Origin of the sequence: Halomonas sp. PA16-9 (genome assembly GCF_009728585.1) — a bacterium.
GTDB classification, from domain to species: domain Bacteria; phylum Pseudomonadota; class Gammaproteobacteria; order Pseudomonadales; family Halomonadaceae; genus Vreelandella; species Vreelandella titanicae.
Genome location: NZ_CP040451.1, coordinates 2,698,792 through 2,724,082, shown reverse-complemented (window position 1 = coordinate 2,724,082; position 25,291 = coordinate 2,698,792). Strand labels below are relative to the sequence as shown.

General features: G+C 50.1%; 23 protein-coding genes and 1 pseudogene. 9 read left to right on the top strand and 15 right to left on the bottom strand.

Annotated elements, in window-relative coordinates:
- Positions 1 to 3: 3 nt before the first annotated feature.
- The 4 genes from FDY98_RS12625 to FDY98_RS12610 are packed head-to-tail and all read right to left on the bottom strand — an operon-like array spanning position 4 to position 4,639.
- Entirely contained in the window at positions 4 to 480 is a 477-nt protein-coding gene (locus tag FDY98_RS12625; protein WP_155705882.1) for a hypothetical protein, read from the bottom strand.
- Entirely contained in the window at positions 471 to 1,199 is a 729-nt protein-coding gene (locus FDY98_RS12620; protein ID WP_155705880.1) for a patatin-like phospholipase family protein, read from the bottom strand. Before FDY98_RS12620 ends, FDY98_RS12625 begins: the two co-directional genes overlap by 10 nt.
- A gap of 39 nt (positions 1,200 to 1,238) precedes the next feature.
- Positions 1,239 to 3,509 (bottom strand): ThiF family adenylyltransferase, encoded by a 2,271-nt coding sequence (locus tag FDY98_RS12615; protein WP_027959533.1) that lies wholly within the window; start codon positions 3,507 to 3,509, stop codon positions 1,239 to 1,241.
- On the bottom strand, positions 3,509 to 4,639 hold the full coding sequence (locus FDY98_RS12610; protein ID WP_027959532.1) for a hypothetical protein: 1,131 nt from the start codon (positions 4,637 to 4,639) through the stop codon (positions 3,509 to 3,511). Before FDY98_RS12610 ends, FDY98_RS12615 begins: the two co-directional genes overlap by 1 nt.
- Before the next feature lie 287 nt (positions 4,640 to 4,926).
- Here FDY98_RS12610 and FDY98_RS12605 point away from each other — a divergent pair, with 287 nt between their 5' ends.
- A complete protein-coding gene (locus FDY98_RS12605) occupies positions 4,927 to 5,805 on the top strand; it encodes a helix-turn-helix transcriptional regulator (protein WP_027959531.1) in 879 nt (292 codons plus the stop codon).
- A 293-nt stretch (positions 5,806 to 6,098) separates the two neighbouring features.
- Here FDY98_RS12605 and FDY98_RS12600 read toward each other — a convergent pair whose 3' ends face one another.
- The 10 genes and pseudogenes from FDY98_RS12600 to FDY98_RS12555 all read right to left on the bottom strand — a co-directional run.
- Positions 6,099 to 6,593, bottom strand: a complete 495-nt coding sequence (locus FDY98_RS12600) for a hypothetical protein (RefSeq protein WP_027959530.1) — start codon at positions 6,591 to 6,593, stop codon at positions 6,099 to 6,101.
- Positions 6,590 to 9,037 (bottom strand): tetratricopeptide repeat protein, encoded by a 2,448-nt coding sequence (locus FDY98_RS12595; RefSeq protein ID WP_155705878.1) that lies wholly within the window; start codon positions 9,035 to 9,037, stop codon positions 6,590 to 6,592. The genes FDY98_RS12600 and FDY98_RS12595 overlap by 4 nt, the downstream gene beginning before the upstream one ends.
- Before the next feature lie 11 nt (positions 9,038 to 9,048).
- On the bottom strand, positions 9,049 to 9,849 hold the full coding sequence (locus tag FDY98_RS12590) for a hypothetical protein (RefSeq protein WP_155705876.1): 801 nt from the start codon (positions 9,847 to 9,849) through the stop codon (positions 9,049 to 9,051).
- A gap of 796 nt (positions 9,850 to 10,645) precedes the next feature.
- Complete coding sequence (locus FDY98_RS12585) at positions 10,646 to 10,801, bottom strand: hypothetical protein (RefSeq protein ID WP_155705875.1); 156 nt, start codon at positions 10,799 to 10,801, stop codon at positions 10,646 to 10,648.
- An 89-nt stretch (positions 10,802 to 10,890) separates the two neighbouring features.
- Entirely contained in the window at positions 10,891 to 11,502 is a 612-nt protein-coding gene (locus FDY98_RS12580; RefSeq protein ID WP_027959528.1) for a lambda exonuclease family protein, read from the bottom strand.
- Between the two features lie 32 nt (positions 11,503 to 11,534).
- Positions 11,535 to 12,290, bottom strand: a complete 756-nt coding sequence (locus FDY98_RS12575; RefSeq protein ID WP_027959527.1) for an ERF family protein — start codon at positions 12,288 to 12,290, stop codon at positions 11,535 to 11,537.
- A 23-nt stretch (positions 12,291 to 12,313) separates the two neighbouring features.
- On the bottom strand, positions 12,314 to 12,484 hold the full coding sequence (locus FDY98_RS12570; RefSeq protein ID WP_155705873.1) for a hypothetical protein: 171 nt from the start codon (positions 12,482 to 12,484) through the stop codon (positions 12,314 to 12,316).
- Positions 12,485 to 12,605: 121 nt separating this feature from the next.
- On the bottom strand, positions 12,606 to 13,574 hold the full coding sequence (locus tag FDY98_RS12565; protein ID WP_027959526.1) for a DUF932 domain-containing protein: 969 nt from the start codon (positions 13,572 to 13,574) through the stop codon (positions 12,606 to 12,608).
- Positions 13,575 to 13,666: 92 nt separating this feature from the next.
- Entirely contained in the window at positions 13,667 to 14,008 is a 342-nt protein-coding gene (locus FDY98_RS12560) for a hypothetical protein (protein ID WP_027959525.1), read from the bottom strand.
- 438 nt (positions 14,009 to 14,446) lie between these two features.
- Positions 14,447 to 14,670 (bottom strand): annotated as a pseudogene (locus FDY98_RS12555) (thiamine pyrophosphate-binding protein); the annotation flags it as partial.
- 195 nt (positions 14,671 to 14,865) lie between these two features.
- Here FDY98_RS12555 and FDY98_RS12550 point away from each other — a divergent pair.
- From FDY98_RS12550 to FDY98_RS12520, 7 genes are all read left to right on the top strand, one after another.
- Positions 14,866 to 15,681 (top strand): citryl-CoA lyase, encoded by an 816-nt coding sequence (locus FDY98_RS12550; protein WP_027959524.1) that lies wholly within the window; start codon positions 14,866 to 14,868, stop codon positions 15,679 to 15,681.
- Positions 15,682 to 15,693: 12 nt separating this feature from the next.
- Positions 15,694 to 16,842, top strand: coding sequence for a CaiB/BaiF CoA transferase family protein (locus FDY98_RS12545; protein ID WP_027959523.1), 1,149 nt, complete (start codon positions 15,694 to 15,696; stop codon positions 16,840 to 16,842).
- Between the two features lie 133 nt (positions 16,843 to 16,975).
- Positions 16,976 to 17,950, top strand: coding sequence for a Bug family tripartite tricarboxylate transporter substrate binding protein (locus tag FDY98_RS12540; RefSeq protein ID WP_027959522.1), 975 nt, complete (start codon positions 16,976 to 16,978; stop codon positions 17,948 to 17,950).
- A 94-nt stretch (positions 17,951 to 18,044) separates the two neighbouring features.
- On the top strand, positions 18,045 to 18,500 hold the full coding sequence (locus FDY98_RS12535; protein ID WP_027959521.1) for a tripartite tricarboxylate transporter TctB family protein: 456 nt from the start codon (positions 18,045 to 18,047) through the stop codon (positions 18,498 to 18,500).
- Positions 18,500 to 20,020 (top strand): tripartite tricarboxylate transporter permease, encoded by a 1,521-nt coding sequence (locus FDY98_RS12530; protein ID WP_035537325.1) that lies wholly within the window; start codon positions 18,500 to 18,502, stop codon positions 20,018 to 20,020. Before FDY98_RS12535 ends, FDY98_RS12530 begins: the two co-directional genes overlap by 1 nt.
- 65 nt (positions 20,021 to 20,085) lie before the next feature.
- Positions 20,086 to 20,886, top strand: coding sequence for an IclR family transcriptional regulator domain-containing protein (locus FDY98_RS12525; protein ID WP_027959519.1), 801 nt, complete (start codon positions 20,086 to 20,088; stop codon positions 20,884 to 20,886).
- Between the two features lie 109 nt (positions 20,887 to 20,995).
- On the top strand, positions 20,996 to 22,054 hold the full coding sequence (locus FDY98_RS12520; RefSeq protein WP_051430424.1) for a maleylacetate reductase: 1,059 nt from the start codon (positions 20,996 to 20,998) through the stop codon (positions 22,052 to 22,054).
- Positions 22,055 to 22,295: 241 nt separating this feature from the next.
- Here the strand turns inward: FDY98_RS12520 and FDY98_RS12515 are convergent, their stop codons facing one another.
- Positions 22,296 to 23,045, bottom strand: coding sequence for a MurR/RpiR family transcriptional regulator (locus FDY98_RS12515; protein ID WP_442907922.1), 750 nt, complete (start codon positions 23,043 to 23,045; stop codon positions 22,296 to 22,298).
- A 290-nt stretch (positions 23,046 to 23,335) separates the two neighbouring features.
- Between FDY98_RS12515 and FDY98_RS12510 the strand changes: the two genes are divergently transcribed.
- Positions 23,336 to 25,291, top strand: a complete 1,956-nt coding sequence (locus FDY98_RS12510; protein ID WP_027959516.1) for a bifunctional 5-dehydro-2-deoxygluconokinase/5-dehydro-2-deoxyphosphogluconate aldolase — start codon at positions 23,336 to 23,338, stop codon at positions 25,289 to 25,291.

The window sequence follows — 25,291 nt, the reverse complement described above, 5'->3', positions numbered from 1 at the left end:
AGCCTATGATGAAGAACTTTGCTTGTTTAGAAGTTCTGGCCAATGTTCTCGAATAAGAGCTTTTGTCACCTGTTCGCCACGGCGACTCAACTTTTCTACCCACTCATCAGGCATAGCTGAAAAATCAGTGGGGTAATCATGCGTCTCTTCTCGCGTCACCAAGTCTTCGGGTGGAAATTTAAGGCGACTGTCACTTTGGCCAAGATAAGGTACCAAGATGTTTTTCAGTCGTCCGGAATCATGAAGATCATACAGGCGCTTCGTTGCGGCATTCTGTGCACGATTGTGGACACATGTGAAAGCACTTGAAAATCTGGAGAAAAAGGAAAGGCTTGGTGGATCAAAGCGTAATCCATAGCCAGCACGACAACAGATAATAGAATCGATATCGGTCACATTTAAGCTGACGTCGGGGTGACGATCAGGCCATAAAGGCGCTAGACCGAGATTATCGTAGACGCCACCATCAGTCAGCGACACTCTTTCAACTCGACGCGAACCATCTTTTTATCAAACGCCAATTTTTCGTCCAAAGCTGGCAAAAAAATAGGATAGGCGGCTGAAGCGGTAACAGCTTGAGCTAAAGACACATCGTTGCTGGCCAGTTTCCCTAACCGCCAACTTCCCGAGCTGTTAGCTGAATAGTAAAAGGCTGAGCCCGTCCGAAGATCAGCTGCATTGACTATCAGTAGCGGCGCGTTTGAACAAAGATCAGAAAAGCGTTTCCCTTTAAAAACGTCCTCGTCAAATACTCGGCGCAAAATGGTTGTTCGACTGGCAAAGCGTCTTATGGGTGCTCCTGCCAAAGTAACACGCCATTCGTTGCGCCGTGTTGGCGGCATAAGAAATGAAATTACCCATGCGAGCCGTGCAACAAGAAATGTAAAAGTATTTACGATAGAGAGTAAGGCCCAGCAAAACGTGGCCCTAAGCCCTTCTGTCGTCGTCAAAATCTTATTAATAGAAGGACGGACTAAACCACGTGACAAAATATCGTGCACACTGGTTTCAAAGTCGGAAAAAGAACCCTGATTTTCTGCATATAACGCGCCGATTACACTCCCGCCCGAGACAGTAGACATAACTTTCACCTTATCCATGACACCTAGCTCGTGCAGTGCACGGAGACAGCCAAGATGGAAGGCAATCGCACGGGATCCACCACCCGATAGAGCAAGTCCGATTTTAGGTGTGCTCATAGCCTCGTTATCTCCCTTTATTCTGTAGCGTTTTGCGGTTTAACAAACCGGCGCTGCATTTGTATTGGCCAAGATGATACTAATATCGTGCTCTCCCGCGATGAGCATCAGGGCAGGCAGAGTATCCATTTCAAATAACGCGGCCAGCCAATCCATTTGCTCTATATCTGTTCGGCTCGGAGCTGAGCCAGAGCCTGGTGGGTGGGAATGCCATTCGCCAATGTAACGAACCTGCACACGCGTTCGCTCTGATACATCATCAAGGTACTCCTGAACACCGTGCGTGCCACGTATAAACCCAGTAGCACTGCTTTTGCTGTCGGTAGGGGGCGGGGCTGCGTTAATCAGATGAATACTCTTTGCTGGTATATCAACAACACCCAAAAGCACACCGCCGGTTTCTAAAGGAAGATGCTCAGCCCGTAGGCCATGTATACGTTCTATAAGGCCTTGATCGATGTTGATAACCCACTCTTCAGCTTTAAAACGTTTGACCGGCTCAGGCTTGATCTCAGTAACCGCGACTGCACCGTTCTCAGACATCGACCATATCCCAATCGCACCTTCATCCTGATCGACTGCCCTACCAAGGGCACCGGATACAAGCCCGCTCAAGGCCATCACACGAGACTCTGGGATAAGGTTTGTGATCGCACGACAGGCACCCGTATAGGCATACTTACCGTTTCCTACAGAGAGGTGACCTTCAAGTTGGTCATCTCGCGCAACAAGGCCAAGATACTGCGCTTCCAGATCGCGCAGCGTTACTGAGCGACATGCTGGCTCGGATAGCAGTACCGCCGATTTCCCTGACGGATTGAAGAAGACACTTGCACGCCGCGCTATCGCTGAATAGTCCGAAAGATAACGTGCAGCTAGGACTGATGCTGTGGCATCTATGATGATGTCAGCGCTATCGAGCGCACGATCAATTTCTTCGCGGCTATCGCCTGCTGCCATTACATTGGCAGCAATGTCACACGCAACCTGCTTGGCTTCATGAATCGTGTTTTCAATCTGCGCTGCAACCAGGCTGGCCTTGCTTTTGATGACGTCGCTGTCTCTTCCTGTGTGCCTTGCGATGTTATGTGGTAGTAGCCGATCATCGTCGATTACTGTCCAAGAAAATCGCCCCTCCCGAGTAAGACATTCAGCGACATGCGATCCGATAGCTCCTGCACCCACCATGACCGCCTTACGCTCATCAATGTTACTTCTCCCGCTTAACTTTGTTGCGAGCTGGCGGTCAAACTCGTAGTGAATCTCGGCCGACTGCGCCGTAATGGCGTGCAGTGTTTCCGTATCTTCTGGCACCTGGAGCACCGCTTTAAGGTAGCCAATACGGCTCCCTTCGTCGCTTCGCTGAGCCCTACAAGCGACGCCAAGCGCCACGGCAATTTCGCCTACCTGCTGATCAGTTATAAACGCACGCAGGTCAGTACCCTCCTGGGGAGAGCCGTCAGAGGCGATAATCGGCATTTCCACTATCACAGCAAATCGCGACAGAACTCTCCACGGTACGTCTTCCGCCTGAAGAAGCCATTCGGAAAAACAGGTTCGCAAATCTTCGAACAGGTCTATACCCCGAGTCATAAGCATGTTAGCGAGGCTTCCGAGTGTATCGGGCGCAAACTTTAGGCGCTGCATGTTTTCTGGCGGGATGCTGTATGCGAAAAAGCATATTGGCTCAATATTGGCTGTAGGCCGCTCTCCGGGTTGAGCTGGACGCACGCGCAGAATCTGTTTTTGGTCAGCGCTGTGAAGACCGACAAGATCATACTCACTTGCACGATGTAGGATGTCGCGCGAGATAATAAAGCTAAGCGAACTACCGATAAAAACAGGATCAAGGGGCTGATGAGCATCATGCAATTCCCCGTGACCTGCGCGCCGAAACCAGGAGAGGATGCGCTCTATCAGTTCCGCAGGTGTCCAAGTAAGACGCGCTTCTGCCCAGGGACGATCATCGATACAGATAGCTCTCGGAACGTCTTCAGGCGTGAGAAGTTGATGCTCGGTGTCTGGGAAGTCCGCGCGCATCATGAAAACGACAGGCATACCAGTATCACTGGTAAAGGAGATTCCTATGCGTTCTATACGCTTTATCGGATGGACACTCTTCTGCGGTTTACCTGTCTGGAAATCGAGAACGACTAGCTCATTACCCTCGCCTTGGCGCCCTTCAATAATTTCCGCGAGGTGACTTGCGTATCTCTCAACAAAAGAAACTAGTCTCGTGGCTACTGTGTATGTAAGTTCCTTAGCAGCCACAGGGTTACCATATGCATTGAGCCAATCATCAATATCCATTAGCCAGCCCTCGGCGTTTCCGCAGCCGCGGTATTACCAACCATCGGTGCAGAAAGCTCAAGTGCGATGCCATGAGCGGTAACTTTATATACAAAAGGTTTGGGGCGTGCTTTCGAGGGCTTTTCCATCGTCACTTCAAACTCACCATCACAGTTCTTGGAGATACGCCGGTGATAGTTCGCAGCTTGTCGATGAGGCGGTTGATCACTCTTGTCATCCTCCGTTCCTTTAATTGGGATAGGGAAGGAAGGTGACACGATATAACTACCTTCTTCACGCTGATCTTCGAATAGCCAACGGACATCAGAATCGGGGACAGTCTCATCAGTTCCGCGCTCCGGCCCGAGCGACAAGTAAGAACAATGATGCGGCAACTTCATAATGTCCCAGCGCAGCCGGTCCGCATTGCCGTGCCGACGGGTCGTTTGCACAATCTGCGAAAGTATTTCGTGGTTCGCATCCGATCCGAGAAACAAGCGCGATTCGGTGCCAGCTTCCTGAAACGTAGCATGCATTACGATAGAGTCCTCGTTCCGGGACACCACGGTGTTCTCATCCTGACGCCAACCGAAAGGACTGTGAACGAAAAACTCAACCTGCTCGGGGCCGTCCTTCTCATAACCGGGAACGAGCTGTCCGGCGTCAACGATCAGATCTTTTCGGTCCTCAAGTTTGATGCCTTCGCCCTCAAGCCATTCCTTCAGTCTTCCAGGTCTTGAGAAGACCCTCACACCCTTGCCCACACGCAGGCGGTGCCGCGCTTCTGCTCGAACAATACGGGCATCGTCTTTAAGATTCTCTTCCAGGATCGCTGCCGCAGGCACCCAAAGCTCATGAATCTTGACTCGGCTGTCGCTCTGATAAGCCTTAGCATGTTCAAGCCAGAAGAAATCACCGAATCCCTTACAATGATCCGTGTCTGTATGGGTAATACACACTGCATCAAAATAGTCGCGGCTAGCCTTGTCTAGGTCACGGCGAAGCTCTACGGGAAGGTCACAACGCTTGTCTTGGGAATCGTTGCAATTTCTCATCGCAGCGTAATCAAAGAGAATCTTGCGGCCATCCACAAGGTCGAGACGCAGGGTGTCGGCATTACCAAGGGGAAAAAACTTAATACTTGCTGTCATGTGGTATTACTCCAGGTTCGTTGATGCTGTGCTGAATTAATACTTCTCATGGCAAGTACAGTTACTGGTTAGGTGCTAAGGCCTTTAGGAGCCGTATGCGCACGCTTTCTGTGCAGTAACGCCTCTCCTTTTTCCTGCTACGTCTTTTTCATACTTAATGACATAACAAGCACCCCTAGATACATCGATTTGCTATTTCAGTTGACTGCAAGCCACGGTTAGTATAAAAACTATACGCATCTACTTTCAATGTCAATATAGTTTCTATACCCATCAAGGAGCCATTGGTGAACGAAGGTCCATTAGGTTTGCGCAGGGGGGTCGAAAGACGGCTAAGGTTTATAGAGTTTCGTCTGTACTGGGAGGGTGGGATTAACCGCGGAGATATCATTGGTTTCTTCGGCGTGTCAGTACCCCAGGCCTCTAAGGATCTGAGCCAGTACCAGGAATTAGCTCCCGGTAACATGGCATACGACAAGAGTGAAAAGCGCTATTTTGCTGCTGACACCTTCCAGCCCCGTTTTCTGACGCCCGACCCGAACCAGTACTTGTCACAGCTGCGCCAGATCGCAGAGAAAGACAAGACGGTAGAAGAGACATGGCTGTCGAATTTTCCAAATCTTGACTGCCTGCCTATACCTCATCGCAGGATCGATCCCGAGGTGTTACGAAAGATACTCTCAGCTGTTCGCAACAATGAAGCTATTGAGATTCATTATCAGTCCATGAACCCAAATCGGCCCGATCCTGTTTGGCGTAGTATTTCACCACATGCGCTAGCGAGTGATGGTTTCCGCTGGCATGTCCGTGCCTATTGCCATATTGATCACAAGTTTAAAGACTTCTTGTTGTCTCGTTGCCTTGATTGTCGTCAGAGCGGAAAAGCTAAAGCAGGTGGAAAGGATGATCAGATGTGGCAAACTTTCTTTATAGTAAAACTTACGCCGAATCCCAAACTTTCGAAATCACAGCAAGCGATTATCGCTTCTGACTATGCAATGGATGATCACGTAATAGATATCCCGGTAAGAAAATCTTTTTTATATTACTTCAAGAAGCGCTTGCGTCTGGATATAGCTGATCTAATTGATAGGCCGGAAGAAATTCCAGTAGTAGTCGCTAATAGGGAGGAGTTTGAGCAAGCGATGAAGCAGACATTATTGTGACCCGATACCCTTCACTTTCATTTTCGGACGGCAGTTTTTTCTGGATAGAGAGTGCGTGCAATTCGGTAAGAAATATGTAAAAGATCGATGCTAGGGCATATAAGCTGCCCAACACAGGCAGTTTATATGTTATGCGTTGCTTACATACCCCCATCCGCTTAGGATAAGCCTCGTATCCTCCCGCTTATTCAGTGTACCAGTCGCTGAGTATTTTACTCAGAAGTCATTGCACTAAAGAATCCAAGTTTCTGCCGCTTATCTTTTTCCTTTAATCCGTAACAAGGGCCTGGTGTTTATGGTTCAGGATCATTTTCCACTTTAAATAAAGCAGTCAAGTTAGACAAAGACGGAGGGTAGTACTCCTCCACCTTTTCGACTTTGGTTCCATCGGGTAATGTAACCTTAGTAGTCTTGCGCTTTAGGTTACCCGTCTCTACCAGATACATTCCATACATAGCTACCAACGACAGAAGGCCAACCTCAATAACAGGGAGTTTTTGTTTCGCGGCATCAACTGCACGCTCTACCCGAATTGCTTCTTCAGGTTGATCCCAAGCCCAAGCCAATACTGAATGAGAGGCAGCATCAAGCGCGAGAGGCTCCTGGGTCAGGCGATCGAGGCCAGCATCGACTGCATTGGGATTTCCGGTCGCTTTATAAAGCTTTTCGCGCATTTCAGTAGCGGTTGGGTCGCCGTATCTCTCTGAAAGGTAGTAAAGAGCCGCCTGTGCTAAGTCGTTGTCATTAAGCCCTTTGTCAGCAATATAGTCTTCAAACGTCTCGTTCATCGCCAGTCCCCTTCGATACAAATTGTCCATGCTATCCAACGTGGCTCATTTGCCTGTGCTTCTTGGCATGCCACCCGTACCGCTGCAGCCAGTGTCATTCCTCCAAGATAGAGCTGTAATGCTTCGTCTAGGACGGGCAGGACCGAACTCGCCACTGCATCCCAGCGCGGTGCAACCAAAGCCCGAGTTCCTGCATTGTTCAGGCCAGCCAGTAGACTCACTCGCTCGCCTACGCCGACGACATGAGCTAGGCCAGTGGAACATGCGGCAGTAAAAAGTATTGGTGAGGAAATTCTTAGTTTGCGGCCATCGCGCCACCCGAATCGATGTTGGTACGCTACCGTGCTTTTAGCTGCAAGCGGGTCGACAGAGGGAAGCGTACCTTTGTGGGCGAGCATCAGATCAATTTCGTGCCCGAACAAACTGACGTGACCATGGCAAAGTAATTTGCATACATCAACTTCGGCAAGTAATTCGATCAGTCCTTCTCGATCGCATTCTTTACCCTCGCGTGTGACCAGCTTAAGGCCAAGCTGTCCTGAAAGGTTCTTGGAGTGAGCAAGAGATTTATGATAAGACATTAGAACCTCTTCGGATTCCCGAAAAACGGGCACTAACGCCACTCCGAGCCTTGTTGTCGCAGGTTCTGTTCTTACTTTGCCTGGCAAGGTGAGGATTGAAGCCCAGCCGCCAGCATACGAGCAAGACCAATACTGAGCTGCGGCCACATGCCAAGGTAGACCGGAAAATCGTTCGTGCTCAAAGATTACGAGGTGGTCGTCTTCCTGAAGGTGGGGAGCAAGTTCGCGTATTAGCCAATCCTCTAATTCGCGCCATTGCGGGATGTCGAAGGGGTCGCCTGGGCGCTCTCGATGCCAAGCGCGAAGCGAAGTATCCATTTTCTCCAATAGCCAATCTAGGTCAGTCTCAGGATATTCAAGCATTTGGGCATGCACTTCGCCAGTCGAGTCAATCACCGTAACAAAGCATGAAATCCATTCGGGGCCGGTGATCCACTCTAGAATGCCGACGCGCCCGCTAATTGGTGCCAGAGCGGCGAGTACTTCGTTGCTTATACCTTCTTTCAACATCTTTAGCTCGAGAGGAGATAAGCTCTCCCGCAGCTGTCGTTGGGAGCGGCTGACCAAGTTGCGTCGCATCTCCGCTATAAAGCGGAGATCATCAAAGGTTTCCGCTTTGTCCCAAGCAACCGCGGCTATTTCGTCCAATCCTCGTCGAATGTTCGGCTCTAGGCCTATTGCTACAGCCGCAATATCGGTGGCTTGACCTCCATGCGTGGCGATTACCCCTGGTAACTGCAACAGCAAGTCATGCGCTAAATTAATGTCATTTTTTAGGTAGGCATAGCCTGCAAGGCGCAGAAGTTCGCTTGGTGACAACGATTGATCATACTCGCTGCAGATTTGGGCGACCCTTTCCCAAATACGCTGGGCCATCTCTCTGTTATCAGATAGCTCTGTAAAACCTCCCAATATTCGGAGAGCACTAAGCCAGTCCTGGATATTCCCTTCATCTTTCGCACGCTTCGCAGTTTGTGTAAGAGCGGTCCTGAGAGCCATCCTATTGAAAGCACTTTTCGGCACGCCCTTGACGTTAGAAAGAATCGTTAACCAGGCCGAGGCAGCGGTAAGCAGAATAGTCGGATCTGTTCCGATTAACGGGTCAATATCTGTCAAAAGGGCAATGGCATTGTCGTAACGATCGTCGCAAGCTAACGATAAAGCAAGGTTGGCGCGCGAGGCGATGGCACTGTCTGAAAAAGGACCCACTGCAAGCGTTAAACTTTTTTCGTAGCAGTGAACCATGTCGGCCGGGCGACCCATTCGATGGTAGGCGAGGGCTAACGAATCCAGAACGCTGATGAGTAGTCTTCCTTTTACGGACGGTACTAACAACAGCGCTTCAAGCTCGATTATGGATAGATCGGGGGCTCCAGTTTCTCTCAGCAAGATTGCATGATTGAGGCGTGCTACACAGTAGTTTGCACTATCATTTTGGTCGTGCATTATCTCCAGCACGTTTTCAATCGTCGCTAATGCCTCGTCGAAGCGCCCAACCATACGCAACGTATTGGAGCGCTCTGTCCACAGTGCGGCCTGCTGCAGTGGTGCGAGCGAGCTTTCCCAGCCCTGTACGTTGTCGCTGATAAGTTCAAGAAATCGGTGGGGGTCGGCACGAACCGTTTTCAAGACACTGCCCAACCAGGCATACACTTTCGCTCGAACCTGCGGAGAATTTGGCACTAAAGCGATGGCTTCCTCGGCCAGCCACACCAACTCATCGATGCTGCGGGCGTCGATTAGGCCTTTTGTTGTTTGCCTGAGTATGGTGCTAAGTTCCTCGGGCTTAGCTACCATTTCATCAAGGCTGGTGCGAAGCAACTCAGCGATGTCAGCGGCGGTCGGCGATTTCGTACCAGTCATAAAAATCGTCGCTAACGCATGCCCAAGAGTTGCGGGCATCCTATTTTGACAGCGATTTCCTCGATTGCGTCGAAAATCTCTTGCGGTTGCTCCCTTCCGGCCACAATCCTTACGACTTCTTCAACCGCATCCTGTAAATGAATTGTGGAACGTGCCCGCTCTTCGGAGATAATTAGGGGGTTCATGATCTCTTTAGATGCGTCATCCCCTAAACGAAGCCTCATTTCAGCTTCGAAGAACAACATCGTCCAGCGACTGCTTTGTGAGTTGGGTATTTCCTCGAGTGCACAAATGTTCGCACGCATCGCTTGCAAGCAATATTCCACAGGACGTGAAAATGACAATTTGCTCTGCATCTCCGCAAGCAGCTCCAGAGCATAGTTCGCAGCACCCGGTATGAGGATAGATTTGCAAAATCGCCTAGACAATTGGTTATCTAGATTAAGTGCTTTGTTGCCAGGTTTGATCCAAGAGTTCAAAAGTGCACACCAAGATTCTGCCTGGAATTTCGCGAGGTGGTCGATCAACTCTTTCTCTTTGAGCCGAACGCCTTTCACAATACAACCAATTTGGATAAGATCCTGAGGAAGGTTCAGTGCGACTTTTGCAGCGGCAAAGTGGCGGGCATCGAGCTGCACTAACGCCCCCATCTGCGCGTCTTTGTCAGCCTCAATCACACTGTGGTTCAGGTGATCTATATTGTAGCGGAGTTGATACAACACTACTTTTTGTAACGAATGGATGGTCGGAAGGATATGGGGTTCCAGATCAGGGCTCAGGCTTTGGCAGTAAGCGCGAGTATTTTCGATCACTTCTTCACAATAGAGAGGTTCGTGATTACCTTCGACGAGAAAGCACGCAAGTGGAAATTGTGTAAGAAATACAACACTTCGTCGTATGCCAGTGGGCCTGTTGCATACAGTGCACTCGAAGTCATCTAAGCCACCTTTAAATAGGGCCTCTAGTTTTCTGGTATCGCACTCGACTATAAGTATCGGAATTTTCGGTTCATCTGCGAGTGAGTGACCGCAATGCTTACATTTTTCTGTAATGTTGTTCCCCGCCATACGACACCCCACATTGCGCCATGAGAACTTCAACCAGCTTTCTGAAGATTATCGAAGGCACTGTTTTATGTTTTTATAGGAAACGTAGGTGTGCATCGATGGCATCAAATTTTACTTAGCAAAATGCGGCTGTTTTTTGATGGTGTTTGCTTAAATCAAAAATAAAGCTTGCCTTCATATCGGAGTCGCCCATCTAGAGGTTCTGTAAAGACTAGGCACTTACTCACAGATATTCCACATCAGCAGCCGACTTATCGCTAGCATTCCAGGCAACCACGAGATAAATCATCCAAATTTCCATCAGCTCTATGGACTTCTTCAAGGCCCTATGTAATTCATCTGTATGAGTCTCCGGGCGTTGGGTTACCAATAGTGTGGAATGGCGAAATCAGCTTTGTAGGTGAGGGGAGCTTTCAGCACTTCTGGCGGTGTCAATGGAACTACGAAATAGCTCCTCAAAGCGGATAACACGGTTTTGGCTATCTATGAATAAAATGCTAATAACATTGTGCTCATAGTCCTGCAGAAGTAGCTTCAGGTGTTAAAAGGCTTGCGAGGGTTGGGATATATTGTGGTCTTTGGCGAGCTTACGCCATGCGAAGTGCTGGGCCATGGTGATGATGTCAGTTTCTGTAACCGGGGAGGTGACGTGATAGGAGCCTGCCACTTCACCGGGTTTGAGTTTGCTATGGGGCATGATGACCTCCAAAAAATAAAAAATGCCGGGGTGGTGGCCCGGCATTTATGTCGTTAAAATTAGATGAGTGTGGTGATTCAAGTAGTCGGTCACGCGACCATCACTAGGCTGATACGCCGCTCCATTTCTTCATGGAAGGCCTCCACCCGCTCGGCAATGGTGCGGATCATGATGTCGTCGCGATACGCGCGCTTGATAAACAACGGCATGCCGGGCCAGTAGCTCACAAAATCGATCCATTCTCGTTCACTGACCCATAGCCCTCCCTGGCATTGGGGTATGTGCTCATCAGGTATTTCACCATTTAACAGTACCTCGATTTGGAACTTTGGCAGTTTGGTTTTGATTTCCAGCAGACCGTTAGCGGCTACCAAGCTGTCAGGCGAGTAACCCACGTTGTGGTTAAGGATGATGCCCACTTCTTGTGGCTTTGGTTCACCAGTGGTATCGCAGTAGAGCGCACGGGCAACGCCTTCCAGGGTATGTCCACGACGGGTATGGGCATTGCCTTGAAACGGCTCAGCCAGTTCCCCGGTGATTCGCTCACCGATCAACTGGTGCATGTAGGTAATCGCCCCGGTACCCAACCCACCAGGGCCTTTACCCTTCACCAGCAATGCTTTCAGCTCCGACATGGTGACGCGGCCTAGCCGCGCCGCCAGCCACTCTGGGGTGCCTTGTTCCATAGTAAGCACTTGCATGGAAGCCTCCTGTCATAAGGGGAGAACGTGGATTACTTAACCGCTCGCTTAGAGAATGAGGCGCGTAGCTTGTCGAAGTCACTCTGAGGTACTTGCACGGCTGAACCGTATTTACCACTGAACCATTCCTGGGTTGTGGCAGGGCATTGGCTAATCAGTCGCTGGATCTGCCCCGCCTGAAAGGGCGTCACTAGCTTGATGCTCGCTTTGGTACTGGGCTTGCCATTGTCATCCTGGCCTCGCGTCGTGATGTTGAGTAGGGCGCTGAGTACGTAGCGCTTGCCGTAGCTGGTGGATGAGCCAAACGCCTGCACCGCGTTCTTGTTGCCGCTTATGTCGGCAGGCAGCAACATGCTGGTCTCTTCACGGTGACCATCCTTATGCATTAGCACACCGGTCACTTCAATGCCGCGCTCCTGCGTCTGAATACGAAAGCTCACCGCAAAGCCGTGTTTCTGCATAATGGGGCGCACGGTATCGACGATATCTTCCAAGGTGGCGTAACAGCCGTTATTGGTTTGTCCGCGTTCTTTAATGCTGGGAAGTTCGGTCTGCATGGCCGCCATGGCCGCGCTATAGGCCATCATGGCTTGGCGATCCATCACCCGTTCCTGCATCTGTAGCAAGCGCTCCATTTTGTCGATATCGACGTCCGGGTTGAGTGCCGCGCGCTCAATCACCTGGATAATGGCCGTGCTCTCCGCAAGATGCGTTGTGGGTGCTGCAGGAACGGCTTGTAAAGAGGATGCAGACGTCTCGTGATTTACCACATTAGTTTTGGTGGCCATGACAAGGCTCCTTCAATAGAGAGTTAAAAATCGGCGGGAAGCTCGCTGGGAGGGACGAGGCATAGGCGCAGCTCGGTGCGATACAGCTGGCCCTTTGCCATGACATAGGTCTGGGCAAAAGTTTGATCCTGGGTGAGCAGTCGCTCCGTCAACTGGGTTAATGCGATATCTAAATCAGGGCTAAGAGAGGCCATGGTGTGCTCCACGTAAAAAGCAAAAAGCCCAGCCTGTTAGGAGCTGGGCTTATCGCGCTATCCAATGAGGGGTAATACAAAAACTAAGAAAATTAGCAGTAAAATGATGAAAAACAGCATGTCAACTCACCAGGGCAAGGGCTGTTTGCAATGCCTCCTGTTTCAATTGGGCCCCTTGGCCAAACCACGCTGAATCGAGCCGGGTATCGTTGCTACGCGCACGCTTGTCATGATCCACGTACTCGGTAACGGCATTGAGTAAGCCCCAGGCGGTATCTTTGGCAGTATCGAGGTGCGAACCGCGGCCTTCGCCGTGGTAAAGCTTCTGTACCTTATTGAGTGCCCGGTAGTTAGGCAGCTTGGAGGGATCGTCTATCGGCTTATCGATACCGCAGAGCACCGACTGAAAATACTGCTGCGCCTCGCGGTGATCGATTTTACGTTCCGCCAAGGCCTTCATGCGGTACATGAAGTCGTTCCACTGGGAAACAGAAATACCCAGCTGGGTTTTAACTGCACGGGGATCAAACTCCGACCGATGGGGTACCTTCACCGTCTGCGACGTTCCATCGACGGCGATCTGCAACGTGTTGTTGCACACCACTCGCACCGTGGTAGGTGTCGCCATAGTGGCCAGCGTGCCATCACACGACGTTGCCAATAGAAGGTAATCATTGACCTCATCCTGGCCTTTCAGAGAGGTGCTTAAGCCACTTCGTGCCAACGCCCAAAACTTGCGACCGCCTTTCAGGACGCCCGCGGTTTCTAGTTCATACCCTGCGTATTCGGTGAGATCGCGATAGAACTCCAGTATCTCCTCTGGCTGGACCACCTTATAGCGCTGGGACACCACCGATAGCGGCGCCTTGGTATCCGAGCGGTAGAGCACCTTATGCTCAGGGAACGAGTGGATACTGCCCAAGTGGCTGGCACCCTCGGCAATAAAGCGCACCGGGGCTGCTTCAATATGCCAGTTCATACCGGCCTGTTGCTGCCAGACCTCTAGCGGCTGTTGACGGGATAGCTGTTGCCCCAGGCCATGCCATGGGGTAGCGCCGACGTAAGCCATTTGTTCAATGAGATGAGCCATGGTGAAAACTCCTAGCAATAAAAAAGCGCTGACGATTAACGTCAGCGCTTTATGGTTGGAAAGTAAGGGGTATATCGCTTAGTGGGAACGCATTATTGGGGTGCGGTGAAGGGACGGGGTACTTGCCGGAAGTTATGACCGCACGATATGCACAGCCAGGGCGTTCCTTCACCGGGCGGTAGCTTCTGCGTGAAAAATAATTCTGCGGCACGCGAGCCTGCTTGACTGCCAGTAACAGCTCCCATCACGGCAGCGGGCAGTTTGGCTAACGGGAAGCGGGAGGTAGCCATCGATAAAGGGGACGTTAAGAGAGACGAAGCACGCCACGCCCCAATGGCTCCACCCACAAGGCTGCTGCCCACCATGCCGATGCGTTGGGCGGTTTCGAGGTTAAGCGTGCAAGCGGCTGTACAGTGTAGGCAAGGCGGGGACATAAATAACACTCCTATAGGCGTCAAATTGATCCCGTGTGCAGGATTCATAGGAGTGATATAGATCTGTAATTTTTTGGCTTTGACTTTTGAAGGCTTACGGCGTCTCTAGTATATAAAGGTATGCTCACCACAAAGCAGGGCCCATGCTGATCGACCTTTCAATGAAGGCCAACATGCCACTGCTTCTTACAACCCCCCCAAATCGGAAAAGAGTCTAAACGATGCGAGAAGCTAATGGTCAAAATGGGCAAGCTAAATCGTGAACTCGGGAAAGGGATGATTCAATGCGGCGTTCCATCAACTCTCGCATGTCACTTTCAACATGCGTATAGCGCTCTATAAACTGAACATCATGACGCTTGGCCAAGTCCTCAATAATAGAGAGGAAGCGCACCCTACCTTACTCAGAATCGCCCTGGATATTCTAGACACTCATTAGCTTTCGAGCTCATGTAATCTCCCTTGGCCACGCCCTAACGTATTCAGCCGATTCATAAGGAAATGACCAACATAGGCACCGAGTCTGGCAGCGCTGGACCCATCGTTGTTGTAATGTTGGTCATCCTTGGACCGGTAATGATCAAGCAAATACTTGGATAACTTATGGCGCGGGAAAAACCATCAGCTATGACACAGTCACCTTGTTCATGCAGTGTTGTGATGTGACGTACACCTCATTACCTAAGAATAATAATAAGATAAAAATTGGACTTAATTGATTGTTTTAAAAAAACAAACTTCCACAGTTGATTAAGAGCTGCATATTCTCTCAAGCGCTTGACTTGACTTAGCGCTGATAAGCTCTAATCTGTATTTCATATAGTGAAAAATATTTCGTATAGTGAAAGGTGCCTCGAATGCGTATTGGAAAACAAGAACAAGCGTTTACATCGATAGCTAAGTCAGATGACACAAGTGTCACCGTTCGTGGTCGTGACCTCTGTAATGAGTTGATAGGTAAGATTGAATTCGTTGATTATTTTTGGCTGTTGGTACTTGGAAAGACACCGACCAGTGAACAGCGAATCATGACAAATGCATGCTTAGTCGCCATCGCAGAACATGGTCTGGTACCTAGCGTTCAGGCGGCGCGCATGACGCTGGCAGCGGGACCGGATAGTTGGCAGGGCGCCATCTCCGCTGGCTTGTTGGGGATGGGCACTGTTGTAGCAGGTAGCTCCGAGATTGCTGGACGTTTTGTCGTGAATATCGTCGAAAAGTGTGCTGAGGGCAGAGACATTGAAGAGGTATGCCGAGAGAGCTTGGAACGGATCAAGTCAAAGCGTCAAAAAGTTCCAGGTTTGGGGCACCCCCAGCACAGCGCAGGTGATCCACGTGCTGACGTGCTATTAGCATTGGCAGATACACATGGCATCTCCGGCGAACACGTAAATGTATTGCGCATGCTAGCGAAGCTTGCGCCCGATATTATCAATCGCCCATTGCCTATCAATGTCTCAGGCGCGATTCCTGCAGTGATGTTGGATGCTGGATGGCCGGTGGACGCCATGAAAGGAATTCCTCTCCTAGCACGAGCTGCTGGCTTAGTGGCCCATCTCTTTGAAGAATCTCAACGATCGATTGGCTTCATTATGTCTCATCAGGCGGATCAGGCCATCGCTTATGAAGAGCTGGCAAATTCCGAAGGCGCCCATGGGCCTTCGTCAGTCTAAGAGGCGATCACTATGACAAAGATGTTGAGCAATATTCGCGTTATTGAAATGGGTACCTATATCACCGGACCAGCGGCTGGTATGCACCTTGCTGACCTTGGTGCAGATGTCATTAAAATCGAGCGTCCAGGTGAAGGCGATCCGTTTCGTGCCTTTAAGGGAGGACTTTACTCTCCACACTTCCAAACTTATAACCGCAACAAACGCTCTATCGCCTTAGATTCGAAAGAATATAGTGATTTAAAAATACTTCATCAATTGATCGAGGGAGCGGACGTATTTATCCAAAATTTCCGTCCTGGCGTAGCAGAAAAATTAGGCGTCGGAGAAGCGACCTTACGTAGCATCAATCCAAAGTTGGTCTACTGCGCCATTTCAGGTTTTGGCCAAAGTGGTCCTTCTCGGGACCGGCCCTCTTTTGACACTGTCGCCCAGGCGGCGAGCGGCTATCTACGTTTATTAACCCCGCCCGATCGTCCACGGGTTATTGGCCCTGCCATTGCTGATTCTGTGACCGGTCAATACGCTGCAATGGGAATCATGGCTGCGTTGTTGGAAAGAGGTAGTACCGGTAAGGGACGACGGTTGGATATCTCCATGCTCGAAGCCATGATGCACTTTAACCTCGATAGTTTTACGCATTACCTTAGCGTAGGTGAGGTAATGGGACCGTTAAGCCGCCCTCAGGTTTCTCAGTCTTACACCTTTCAATGTGCTGATGATAAATGGATTGCATTCCATTTATCATCTCCGACTAAGTTTTGGGAGGCATTAACCGAAAGTGTTGGCAGGGCTGACTTACAGACAGATAGCCGCTTTGCGGATCGACTTGACCGAATTAAAAACCAGGACGCGTTAATTGATATTTTGACGCCGATCTTCGCCAACCAAACTCGCGATTACTGGTGTGACACCTTGAATGAACGAGGTGTGCCCAATTCTCCAGCATACGATTCTAATGAAGCTTTGGATGACCCTCAGGCAATCCACTTAAAAATTGCTGTTGAATCGGAACACCCTGAAATGGGTAAGTTTCGTACCGTACGCTCGCCATTTAGCTTTGATGGCAAACCAAGCCTGGAGGTGAATCCTCCACCCACCCTTAACGAACACGGAGATGAGATTCGACAAGAAATGAATGCAATACATGCACATCCATAATTATAAAGTTGAATGAAAATTTAGGTTTAGATAGTAAGTCACCCACCCAAAGGATGATTTGCCATCTTAAAACTTAAACGTAGTAGATAGCTTAAACCAACAATAAATGACGCCAATCCTCATAGGAGGAAATATGAAAAAGCTGACTCTCACTCATTTAGTAGCAGCAACCCTAACGGTCGCTATTAGCCAAGTATCTACGGCAAGCGCGCAGGAATTTCCTGATGGACCTGTGACCATTGTTACTCCGTTTGCAGCGGGTACCACCACAGACTTAATTTCTCGTGTCGTCGGCGAAGGCATGGCGGAAGATCTGGGCCAGCCTGTGGTCATTGAAAATCGTGCAGGTGCTGGCGGTAGTGTAGGCACACAGCAAGTCGTCCAGGCTGATCCTGACGGCTATACCCTCTCAATGGGGACTGTAGGTACGCTTGCTATCAATAAATCCATTTATCCGGACAACCCCTATGATCCGGAAACGGATGTCACGCCCATTGCCTTTATTGGGTATACGCCAACCTTATTAGTTGTGAGCGGTGACTCTGATTTTAATGACTTAGAAGATCTAATCGAAGCAGCTGCACAAGACCGCGGTGTGACATTTGCTTCAGCTGGCAATGGTACATCTGGCCACCTCGCTGGCGAGCTACTCAACATTCAGACGGAAGGGGACATGATTCATGTACCTTTCCGTTCAGGAGCTGAAGGTCTTACGGCAGTCATGTCAGGTGAAGTGGATTTTATGTTCTATCACCCAGTTGCCGCACTACCCAATATAGAAGCTGGGACGATGAAAGCTATTGGGGTAAGCGGTGCGGATGGGTCAAGTGTTGCCCCCGATGTACCATCCATTTCAGATACATTTGAGGACTTTGACCTTGTAGCGTGGTTCCTTTTAGCAGGGCCTGCCGATATGCCAGAAGATGTTACCGAACGCCTTCGTGAAGCAGCAGAAAATAGCTTGGCTTCGGATAAAGTTCGGGAGCACTTCGAGCGAACAGGCATTGAATTTGGGGACGTCGAATTTTCCGACCTTCAGCAATTCATTTCGGATGAAGTCGTAAAATGGGGCGAGATCGCCGACGCCGCAGACGCACAAGCTGACTAAAAAAGAGACGCTACTTCAGTCCTGGGGGCCCTGATGTTTGCCAGGGCTGAGGTTAGACCGCATTGGTCAAAAACAACAATAGTGCGAGAACTCCATGATTAAACATCGCCGCTTATCGGATGTTCTATTCGGTGCGCTTATCGTAATTTTTGGTCTTTATGTCGCTTATGCAGGCACCCAGCTGTCCATGGGCAGTATGAGTCGAATAGGGCCAGGGTTCTTTCCATTAGGACTTGGAGTCATTATAGCTGCCCTCGGTACAGTGGCAGCGTTAGAGCCACCAGAAAGTAAGCAGGAAACCGCTTTTAACTTCCGCAGCCTGATTTTTTTGAGCTTGGCGCTTATCACCTTTGCAATGCTGGTAGAAAGCTTGGGCCTGGTACCTGCCACCACGTCACTTGTAATTCTGACAGCTATTGGCGGAAGAGAACGCATCTCGGTGCGTACGCTCATTGGTACAGCCATAGGTCTAAGCTTGGTTGGCTACTTACTATTTATCAAACTACTTCGTTTACCACTTGAGCCATTTGCAACGGGGGTTTTTAGCTAATGGATATGCTATCGAACCTTGCATTAGGGGCTCAGACCGCTTTTACAGGTGAAGCCTTATTGTTTTGCTTCATCGGTGTATTTTTAGGCACTTTCGTAGGCGCTTTACCAGGCATAGGCCCTTTAGTAGCTATCTCAGTGGCACTGCCGCTGACGTTTGGGCTTGATCCTACGATTGCCCTTATCATGCTAGCAGGCATCTTTTACGGAGCGCAGTATGGTGGGTCGATCACCTCTATACTCTTAAATCTACCGGGCACCGCATCGACGGCCGTGACTGCCTTAGATGGCTACCCGATGACTAAAAGTGGTCGTCCCGGCTTAGCATTGTTCATTAACGCCGCTGCCTCCTTCTGCGGTGGCTCGTTCGCAATATTGCTGGTGATGGGCTTTGCGCCTGCTATTGCTAGCATTGCTCTTGATTTTAATTCGACAGAATATTTTTCTGTCATGTTACTGGGGTTGGTAGCTGCCTCAACCCTTTCCAACGGTTCAACGATTAAATCCCTGGTAATGGTGGTTTTGGGTTTGATTCTGGGCTTAGTGGGCATGGATCCGAATTCAGGTGTGCCACGTTTTACCTTCGGATTCATTAATTTTTACGATGGCATAAGTCTAATAGCGATTGCGATGGGGCTTTTTGGGGTAGCTGAGATTATCCACAAAATGACAGTGGCAGAGCCCACAAAAGTCGTAACGACTCCTGATCGTATCTCGATGAAATCGATGCTCCCATCACGCGCAGAGTTTCGCCAGCTTTGGGGCCCAATCCTTAGAGGATCAACGTTAGGGTCTATAATTGGTGCTTTACCCGGTGCCGGGCCGAGCATAGCGTCCTTCATGGCGTATGCCATGGAAAAGAAGGTCAGTAAGGAGCCAGACAAATTTGGGAAAGGGGCCGTAGAGGGGGTGGCGGCTCCTGAGGCAGCGAATAATGCATCGGTTCAAGCTGCCTTTATTCCTACCCTGAGCTTGGGTATTCCTGGTGATGTAGTCATGGCGGTATTACTGGGTGCAATGATGATGCACGGAGTAACGCCTGGCCCACAATTCATCACTAATGAGCCGGCGATGTTTTGGGGTCTTATTGTCAGCTTCTGGGTAGGTAATTTAATTCTATTAATTCTAAATATTCCGCTCATAGGTGTATTTGTGAAAATCATGAGCGTACCCAGCCGGATACTCTACCCGACCGTCATTTTCTTTATCTGCATGGGTTCATATAGCGTTAATAACAGCGAATTCGATGTGCTTGTTACGCTTTTCTTCGGCGTACTGGGCTATGTGCTTCTGCGCTTTCGCTTCCATCCTGCCCCCGTATTGCTTGGTTTTATACTCGGACCGCTTATGGAAGAGAATCTTCGTAGGTCACTAGTGATATCCAGAGGAGAGATTACTGTTTTCCTGGATCGACCCGTTAGCGTTGCACTGCTCTCATTAACCCTGCTGCTAATATTTATGCCGCTTCTCAAGCCCATGGCACGTCGCTTGCGTATGGCGTATCAAAGCAATGCAAAGTAGGGGTTGGCTTGGTCGGTCGTCAGCAGGGTATGGTATAGCGCAATATCATGTCAGGAGACACTTAAGTGGAAGAGAAGAAAGGAGAGTATGTCGAGGGATTGGCCCGAGGGCTTAAAGTACTCGAATGTTTCGATAAGGTGCATGCATTACTGACACTAAGTGAAGTCTCACGTCGTGCAGACCTGAACCCTGCTGCGGCAAGGAGAAGTCTTAATACATTAGAGCGCTTGGGATATGTCCGTCGTATCGATCGTAAATTTGTTCTAAGCGCCCGAGTGCTTACGTTGGGGTCGGTTTACTTGCGTTCAGCGAATAGTGAGGAGCTGTTATTGCCTGAGCTTAGGCGTCTTGTCGGACTGTTTGGAGAATCGGCATCTGTGGCAACCCTTGATAGGCAAGAGGTTCTGTATATTGCCAGTTATTCAGAGCAGCGTGCAAAACGAATGATGGCAACAGCGGGCACTACTTTCCCTGCGTATGCCACTTCACTTGGGAAAGTGATGCTGTCTAGCATGGGGTCTGATGAATTAGATGACTATTACAATAAGGTCAATTTACAAAAGCTGACCGATAAAACCCTTAATTCTCCGGAAGACATCTCCAAACAGGTAGCTCTTGTTCGCGAATTAGGGTATGCAACCTCTGTTGATGAGCTAGATTACGGTATCACCTCGCTCGCAGTACCTGTTAAAAATTCGGCTCACCAAACTGTGGCGGCAATTAACTGTTCTGCTTACAGCGGACGTGTAACCTCTGAAAGTCTAATTGAGGAGCGGCTTGAGGAACTTAGAGTTGCTGCCTCAAGGGTGGAGAGGGTGCTTGCTTCTCATCCTGCACTTATGCATTCCCTGTACCTCCCTCAATAGAAAGATATTTGTCTTCATTCTCCTGGGGCGCCAATACGTAATTAGTCGTTGGGTAATGAGGAGTGTACATACAGGTTAGCAAACATTTTAAAGGCGCTGAGGCACAAATATGATCGCACCATTCATCTATTCTGCGACGAAGGTAAGGGTGGTATTTGGCGCAGAGTCGTTTGCATCGCTGAGTATAGAGGCTGAGCTTCTAGGGTTAGAGAGAGTCCTTGTTATTTCAACACCCGGTCAATCATTGCTGGCTCAGCAGGTAGCTTCGAAGTTAGGAATGCGATGCGTGGGTACATGCCAACACGCCAGGATGCATGTCCCTATTGACGCTGTAAAACAAGCTTTGGAACAGGTACGTCATCTGTCTGTTGATGGCCTTGTGGCGATTGGTGGAGGATCGAGTATCGGTTTGGCAAAAGCGGTGGCTTTAGAAACAGAGCTGCCTATTATCGCCATACCTACCACTTATTCCGGTTCAGAGATGACCCCTATTTATGGCATCACTGAGCATGGAGTAAAGAAAACAGGTAAGGCTTCTCATGTACAACCCCAGGTAGTGATATATGACCCCGATTTAACGCTCAACTTACCTCGTGATGTTTCTATCACCAGTGGTATTAATGCGATAGCGCATGCGGTTGAAGGGCTATATGCCAAAGATACCAATCCTGTCGTAAACCTTATGGCAGAAGAGGGAATCAAGGCACTGGCCATTGGTCTTCCTGCAATTTATAGCGATCCCAGCGATATAGAAGCAAGAACACAGTGCCTCTATGGAGCTTGGCTTTGTGGTATCGTTCTGGGAAGTGTGGGAATGGCGCTGCATCACAAGCTTTGTCATACCTTGGGAGGGAGTTTCAACTTGCCGCATGCAGAAACCCACACTGTCATATTGCCGCATGTCATCGCTTATAACCGACAAGCTGCGCCAGATAGCATGCAACGAATTGCTAGGGCTTTAGGGGTGGATGATCCTGCGCGTGGAATACATGATTTGGCGAAAGCCAACGGTGCCAAAGTATCACTTCAGGAATTAGGTATGAAGAAGGCAGATCTTGAGGCCGCTTTGAAGTTAGCTCTTCAGAACCCATACTGGAATCCTCAGGAAGTTGAGTTTGGTCCGTTAGAGTCTTTGTTGCGAGCTGCTTATAATGGGGATCGTCCTTAGTGCTCTGACAACCCCTGGTTACTTGCTTTTTCGATCGCCATGATTCCGCCGCAGGTCTTCATAATGGCCTTGTCAACCTTCTAGAACTTCAACCCCTACAATCCTCAGAACTTACGTAGCGGCCCTTATCCGCTAGACGCAGAACTGTTTGAATCGCCGGCACTGCGCACAATGACAGCGGTGCTTAAACCCAGGTGAGTCCCGGCACAAGTATTGCTATCGTTAGGTTGATTTAAATTTATTACCGGTTGATAGGCATCGCAGAAGTAAGCTCATGGCGGACCCCTAGGGCGATAGCAAGTGTCTGGGCCAGACATAGTGATGCTGCTAACCCGCGAAAACCTTTCACTTCCGCTTCCTGCACGACGAAGTACACATCCGCTAACTGAGCCAGAGGGCTCACGTTCGAGTCGGTAATGACGACTAAGGGAATGTTGCGCTCACGCGCCGCGGCAGCCAGCTTCCGGGTCTCTTCGGCATAGGGGCTGAAGCTGATGACCATTAGCGCATCATTGTCACCAATAGATTTGACCTGTTCTCCATACATGCCCCCAAGGCCGTTTATCAGAAATGCACGTTTGTCTATATGGTGAAGTGCATAGGTCATGTAGCTGGCCACTACGAAGCTTCTTCGTGCCCCCATCACATGAATGGCTCGTGCCTCCTCGAAAATATTTAACGCCTGCTCCAGGGTGCCTGAGTCAATACGCCCTGGTAGTTGCTCAAGAGCTGCACGATTAGCGTCAGCAAATTCCCAGAGCAACTGGGTACTGCCTGGCGTCTCTCCTGTAGCGCTGCGTACTGCGCGGATACGCTCTGTATAGTTCGGCAGCTCATCGACAAGCCTAGCTCTAAAGAGGCCTTGCATTTCAGAAAAACCGGAGAAATCGAAGGTGTTGGCTAAGCGAATTAACGTCGATGGTGTAACGCCTGCACTCTCGGATATCTTGGCCACGGTGGAGAACGCGACATCTTTAGGATGATCAAGCAAATATCGAGCAGCTTGCTGAAGTCTTGGGCTTAGAGATTCGTATCTAGCAGTGACGCGCTTCCTGAGCTCGTCGAAATCTTGAGGCGGTTGCTGCTGAGTCATTGGGAAAACCAAGAGGTCGTTAGGTAAGAGGTACGCTAGCATAAATGGAATATTAATTCCATTTACACTGAATTGTGGAATAATTAGTTTGACATGGTCTGGTGATGGAACATATATTCCATCAATACCTTGTGTTACTAGGGGGCTGGTGGTGCCGCTCCCCTAGAAGAAAGGAGGGCACCTTGACCATGCAGCATGACCTTAAACGAAAGCACCCACTGGACCTGATCTGCCTGGGGCGCGTCGCTGTCGATCTTTACTCGGAGCAGCTCGGTAGCTCTTTGGAGGACGTAACGAGCTTTGCCAAGTACTTGGGTGGCAGCTCGGGCAATGTAGCGTTCGGTACGGCCCGACTCGGCTTGAAGTCCGCCATGCTTTCTCGGGTAGGTAATGAGCAACTGGGAAATTTCGTGCGTGAAGAACTGCAGCGTGCCGGTGTCGATACGATTTCTTTACAGACGGATCCCCATCGGCACACCGGTTTAGCTCTATTGGCCTTAAAGGACCGCGATACTTTTCCTCTTCTCTTTTACCGCCGTGACTGCGCGGACATGGCGATTGATGCTGAGTTGATAGACACCGATTACATTGGTACTGCACAAGCGCTTGCCATCACAGGCACTCACCTTTCGACCGACTTGACGCGAAAAGCCTGCAAGAAAGCCTTGAATGCAGCCGTACACCATGGCACCAAGCGCGTACTGGATATCGACTACCGGCCCGTCCTATGGGGGCTGACTGATCCGGGGGACGGCGAGACTAGATTCGTTGCAGATGCTCAGGTCACTGAAGGCTTGCAAGGATGGCTTTCTCATTTCGACTTAATCGTCGGCACCGAAGAAGAGTTTCACATCGCGGGGGGGAGTAATGACACATTGTCCTCACTTCGTGCCGTGCGTGACGTGAGTGACGCTACCTTGGTCTGCAAACTTGGTCCGCTTGGCTGCGTCATCTTTGAAGGGTCGATTCCCGATCAAATCGAAGAGGGAATCCTCGTCAAAGGTGTTCAAGTCGATGTCCTTAACGTGCTCGGGGCTGGCGATGCTTTCATCAGCGGCTTACTCCGGGGGTGGTTGCGGGGTGAAAGCTGGGAAACTAGCGCCACTTATGCCAATGCTTGCGGGGCGTTGGTGGTGTCACGGCATGGTTGCGCTCCGGCAATGCCGACGGAAGAAGAGCTCATGGATTACCTGGCTCGCCGTGAGGAGGTACCGCGTCCGGATAAGGATGTTCGGCTCAATCATCTTCACCGGGTCACCACCCGCATTCCCAGAGAGTGGCCGGAAGTGTGCGGGTTAGCGTTCGACCACCGCCGACAATTAACCGACATGGCGATGGCAGTCGGTGCGGACGTGTCGCGTTTGCCAACAATGAAGCGCTTGCTGGTAAAAGCAGCGGAACAAGGGGCTCGTCAGGCAGGCCTTGCGACGCCTGCCGTTCTGGTGGATGACGTCTTGGGTCAGGATGCCTTAAACGATGCTACCGGACGTGGTTGGTGGATCGGTCGCCCGGTCGAGTTGCCAAGCTCCCGCCCCCTCCGTTACCAGCATGGTGAGGATCTGGGAAGTCAATTTCGTCATTGGCCCTCCGAACACATCATCAAGTGCCTCTTCTTTTACCACCCGGACGATCCTATCGAGCTACGTCTCGAACAGGAAGCTCGTGTCCATCGCTTGTACGAAGCGGCCTGCGCTAATGGCCTGCAATTGTTGCTTGAGATCATTCCACCATCGGATCGACCTATCGACGACACAACACTGCCCCGAAGCTTGAGCCGTCTCTATGCACTAGGCATACGCCCTGACTGGTGGAAGCTGCCGTCCATGTCAGACAAGGGGTGGCAGGCTGTTGGTCAGATCATCGCGGAGCAAGACCCCCATTGCTGTGGCGTCGTTCTGCTGGGATTGGATGCGCCGATGGGCCAAGTGAAAGACAGCTTTGGCCCAGCCGCCAATCATGCGCACTGCAAGGGGTTCACGGTGGGGCGCACCTTATTTGCCCAGCCATGCCGAGAATGGCTAGCAGGGAGCATAAAAGACGAAGAGCTCGTGAGTCACGTGGCGAGTAATTATGCCGAACTTATTCGCGAATGGCATTCACTTCGCCAGTGTGTCAATGAAACCAATTTGCAGGAAAGAGGATAA

Coding starts and splice junctions, on each gene's coding strand:
- FDY98_RS12620 (WP_155705880.1), bottom strand. CDS start 1,199: ATGAGCACACCTAAAATCGGACTTGCTCTATCGGGTGGTGGATCCCGT.
- FDY98_RS12615 (WP_027959533.1), bottom strand. CDS start 3,509: ATGGATATTGATGATTGGCTCAATGCATATGGTAACCCTGTGGCTGCT.
- FDY98_RS12610 (WP_027959532.1), bottom strand. CDS start 4,639: ATGACAGCAAGTATTAAGTTTTTTCCCCTTGGTAATGCCGACACCCTG.
- FDY98_RS12600 (WP_027959530.1), bottom strand. CDS start 6,593: ATGAACGAGACGTTTGAAGACTATATTGCTGACAAAGGGCTTAATGAC.
- FDY98_RS12595 (WP_155705878.1), bottom strand. CDS start 9,037: ATGACTGGTACGAAATCGCCGACCGCCGCTGACATCGCTGAGTTGCTT.
- FDY98_RS12585 (WP_155705875.1), bottom strand. CDS start 10,801: ATGCCCCATAGCAAACTCAAACCCGGTGAAGTGGCAGGCTCCTATCAC.
- FDY98_RS12580 (WP_027959528.1), bottom strand. CDS start 11,502: ATGCAAGTGCTTACTATGGAACAAGGCACCCCAGAGTGGCTGGCGGCG.
- FDY98_RS12575 (WP_027959527.1), bottom strand. CDS start 12,290: ATGGCCACCAAAACTAATGTGGTAAATCACGAGACGTCTGCATCCTCT.
- FDY98_RS12570 (WP_155705873.1), bottom strand. CDS start 12,484: ATGGCCTCTCTTAGCCCTGATTTAGATATCGCATTAACCCAGTTGACG.
- FDY98_RS12565 (WP_027959526.1), bottom strand. CDS start 13,574: ATGGCTCATCTCATTGAACAAATGGCTTACGTCGGCGCTACCCCATGG.
- FDY98_RS12560 (WP_027959525.1), bottom strand. CDS start 14,008: ATGTCCCCGCCTTGCCTACACTGTACAGCCGCTTGCACGCTTAACCTC.
- FDY98_RS12550 (WP_027959524.1), top strand. CDS start 14,866: ATGCGTATTGGAAAACAAGAACAAGCGTTTACATCGATAGCTAAGTCA.
- FDY98_RS12545 (WP_027959523.1), top strand. CDS start 15,694: ATGACAAAGATGTTGAGCAATATTCGCGTTATTGAAATGGGTACCTAT.
- FDY98_RS12540 (WP_027959522.1), top strand. CDS start 16,976: ATGAAAAAGCTGACTCTCACTCATTTAGTAGCAGCAACCCTAACGGTC.
- FDY98_RS12535 (WP_027959521.1), top strand. CDS start 18,045: ATGATTAAACATCGCCGCTTATCGGATGTTCTATTCGGTGCGCTTATC.
- FDY98_RS12530 (WP_035537325.1), top strand. CDS start 18,500: ATGGATATGCTATCGAACCTTGCATTAGGGGCTCAGACCGCTTTTACA.
- FDY98_RS12520 (WP_051430424.1), top strand. CDS start 20,996: ATGATCGCACCATTCATCTATTCTGCGACGAAGGTAAGGGTGGTATTT.
- FDY98_RS12510 (WP_027959516.1), top strand. CDS start 23,336: ATGCAGCATGACCTTAAACGAAAGCACCCACTGGACCTGATCTGCCTG.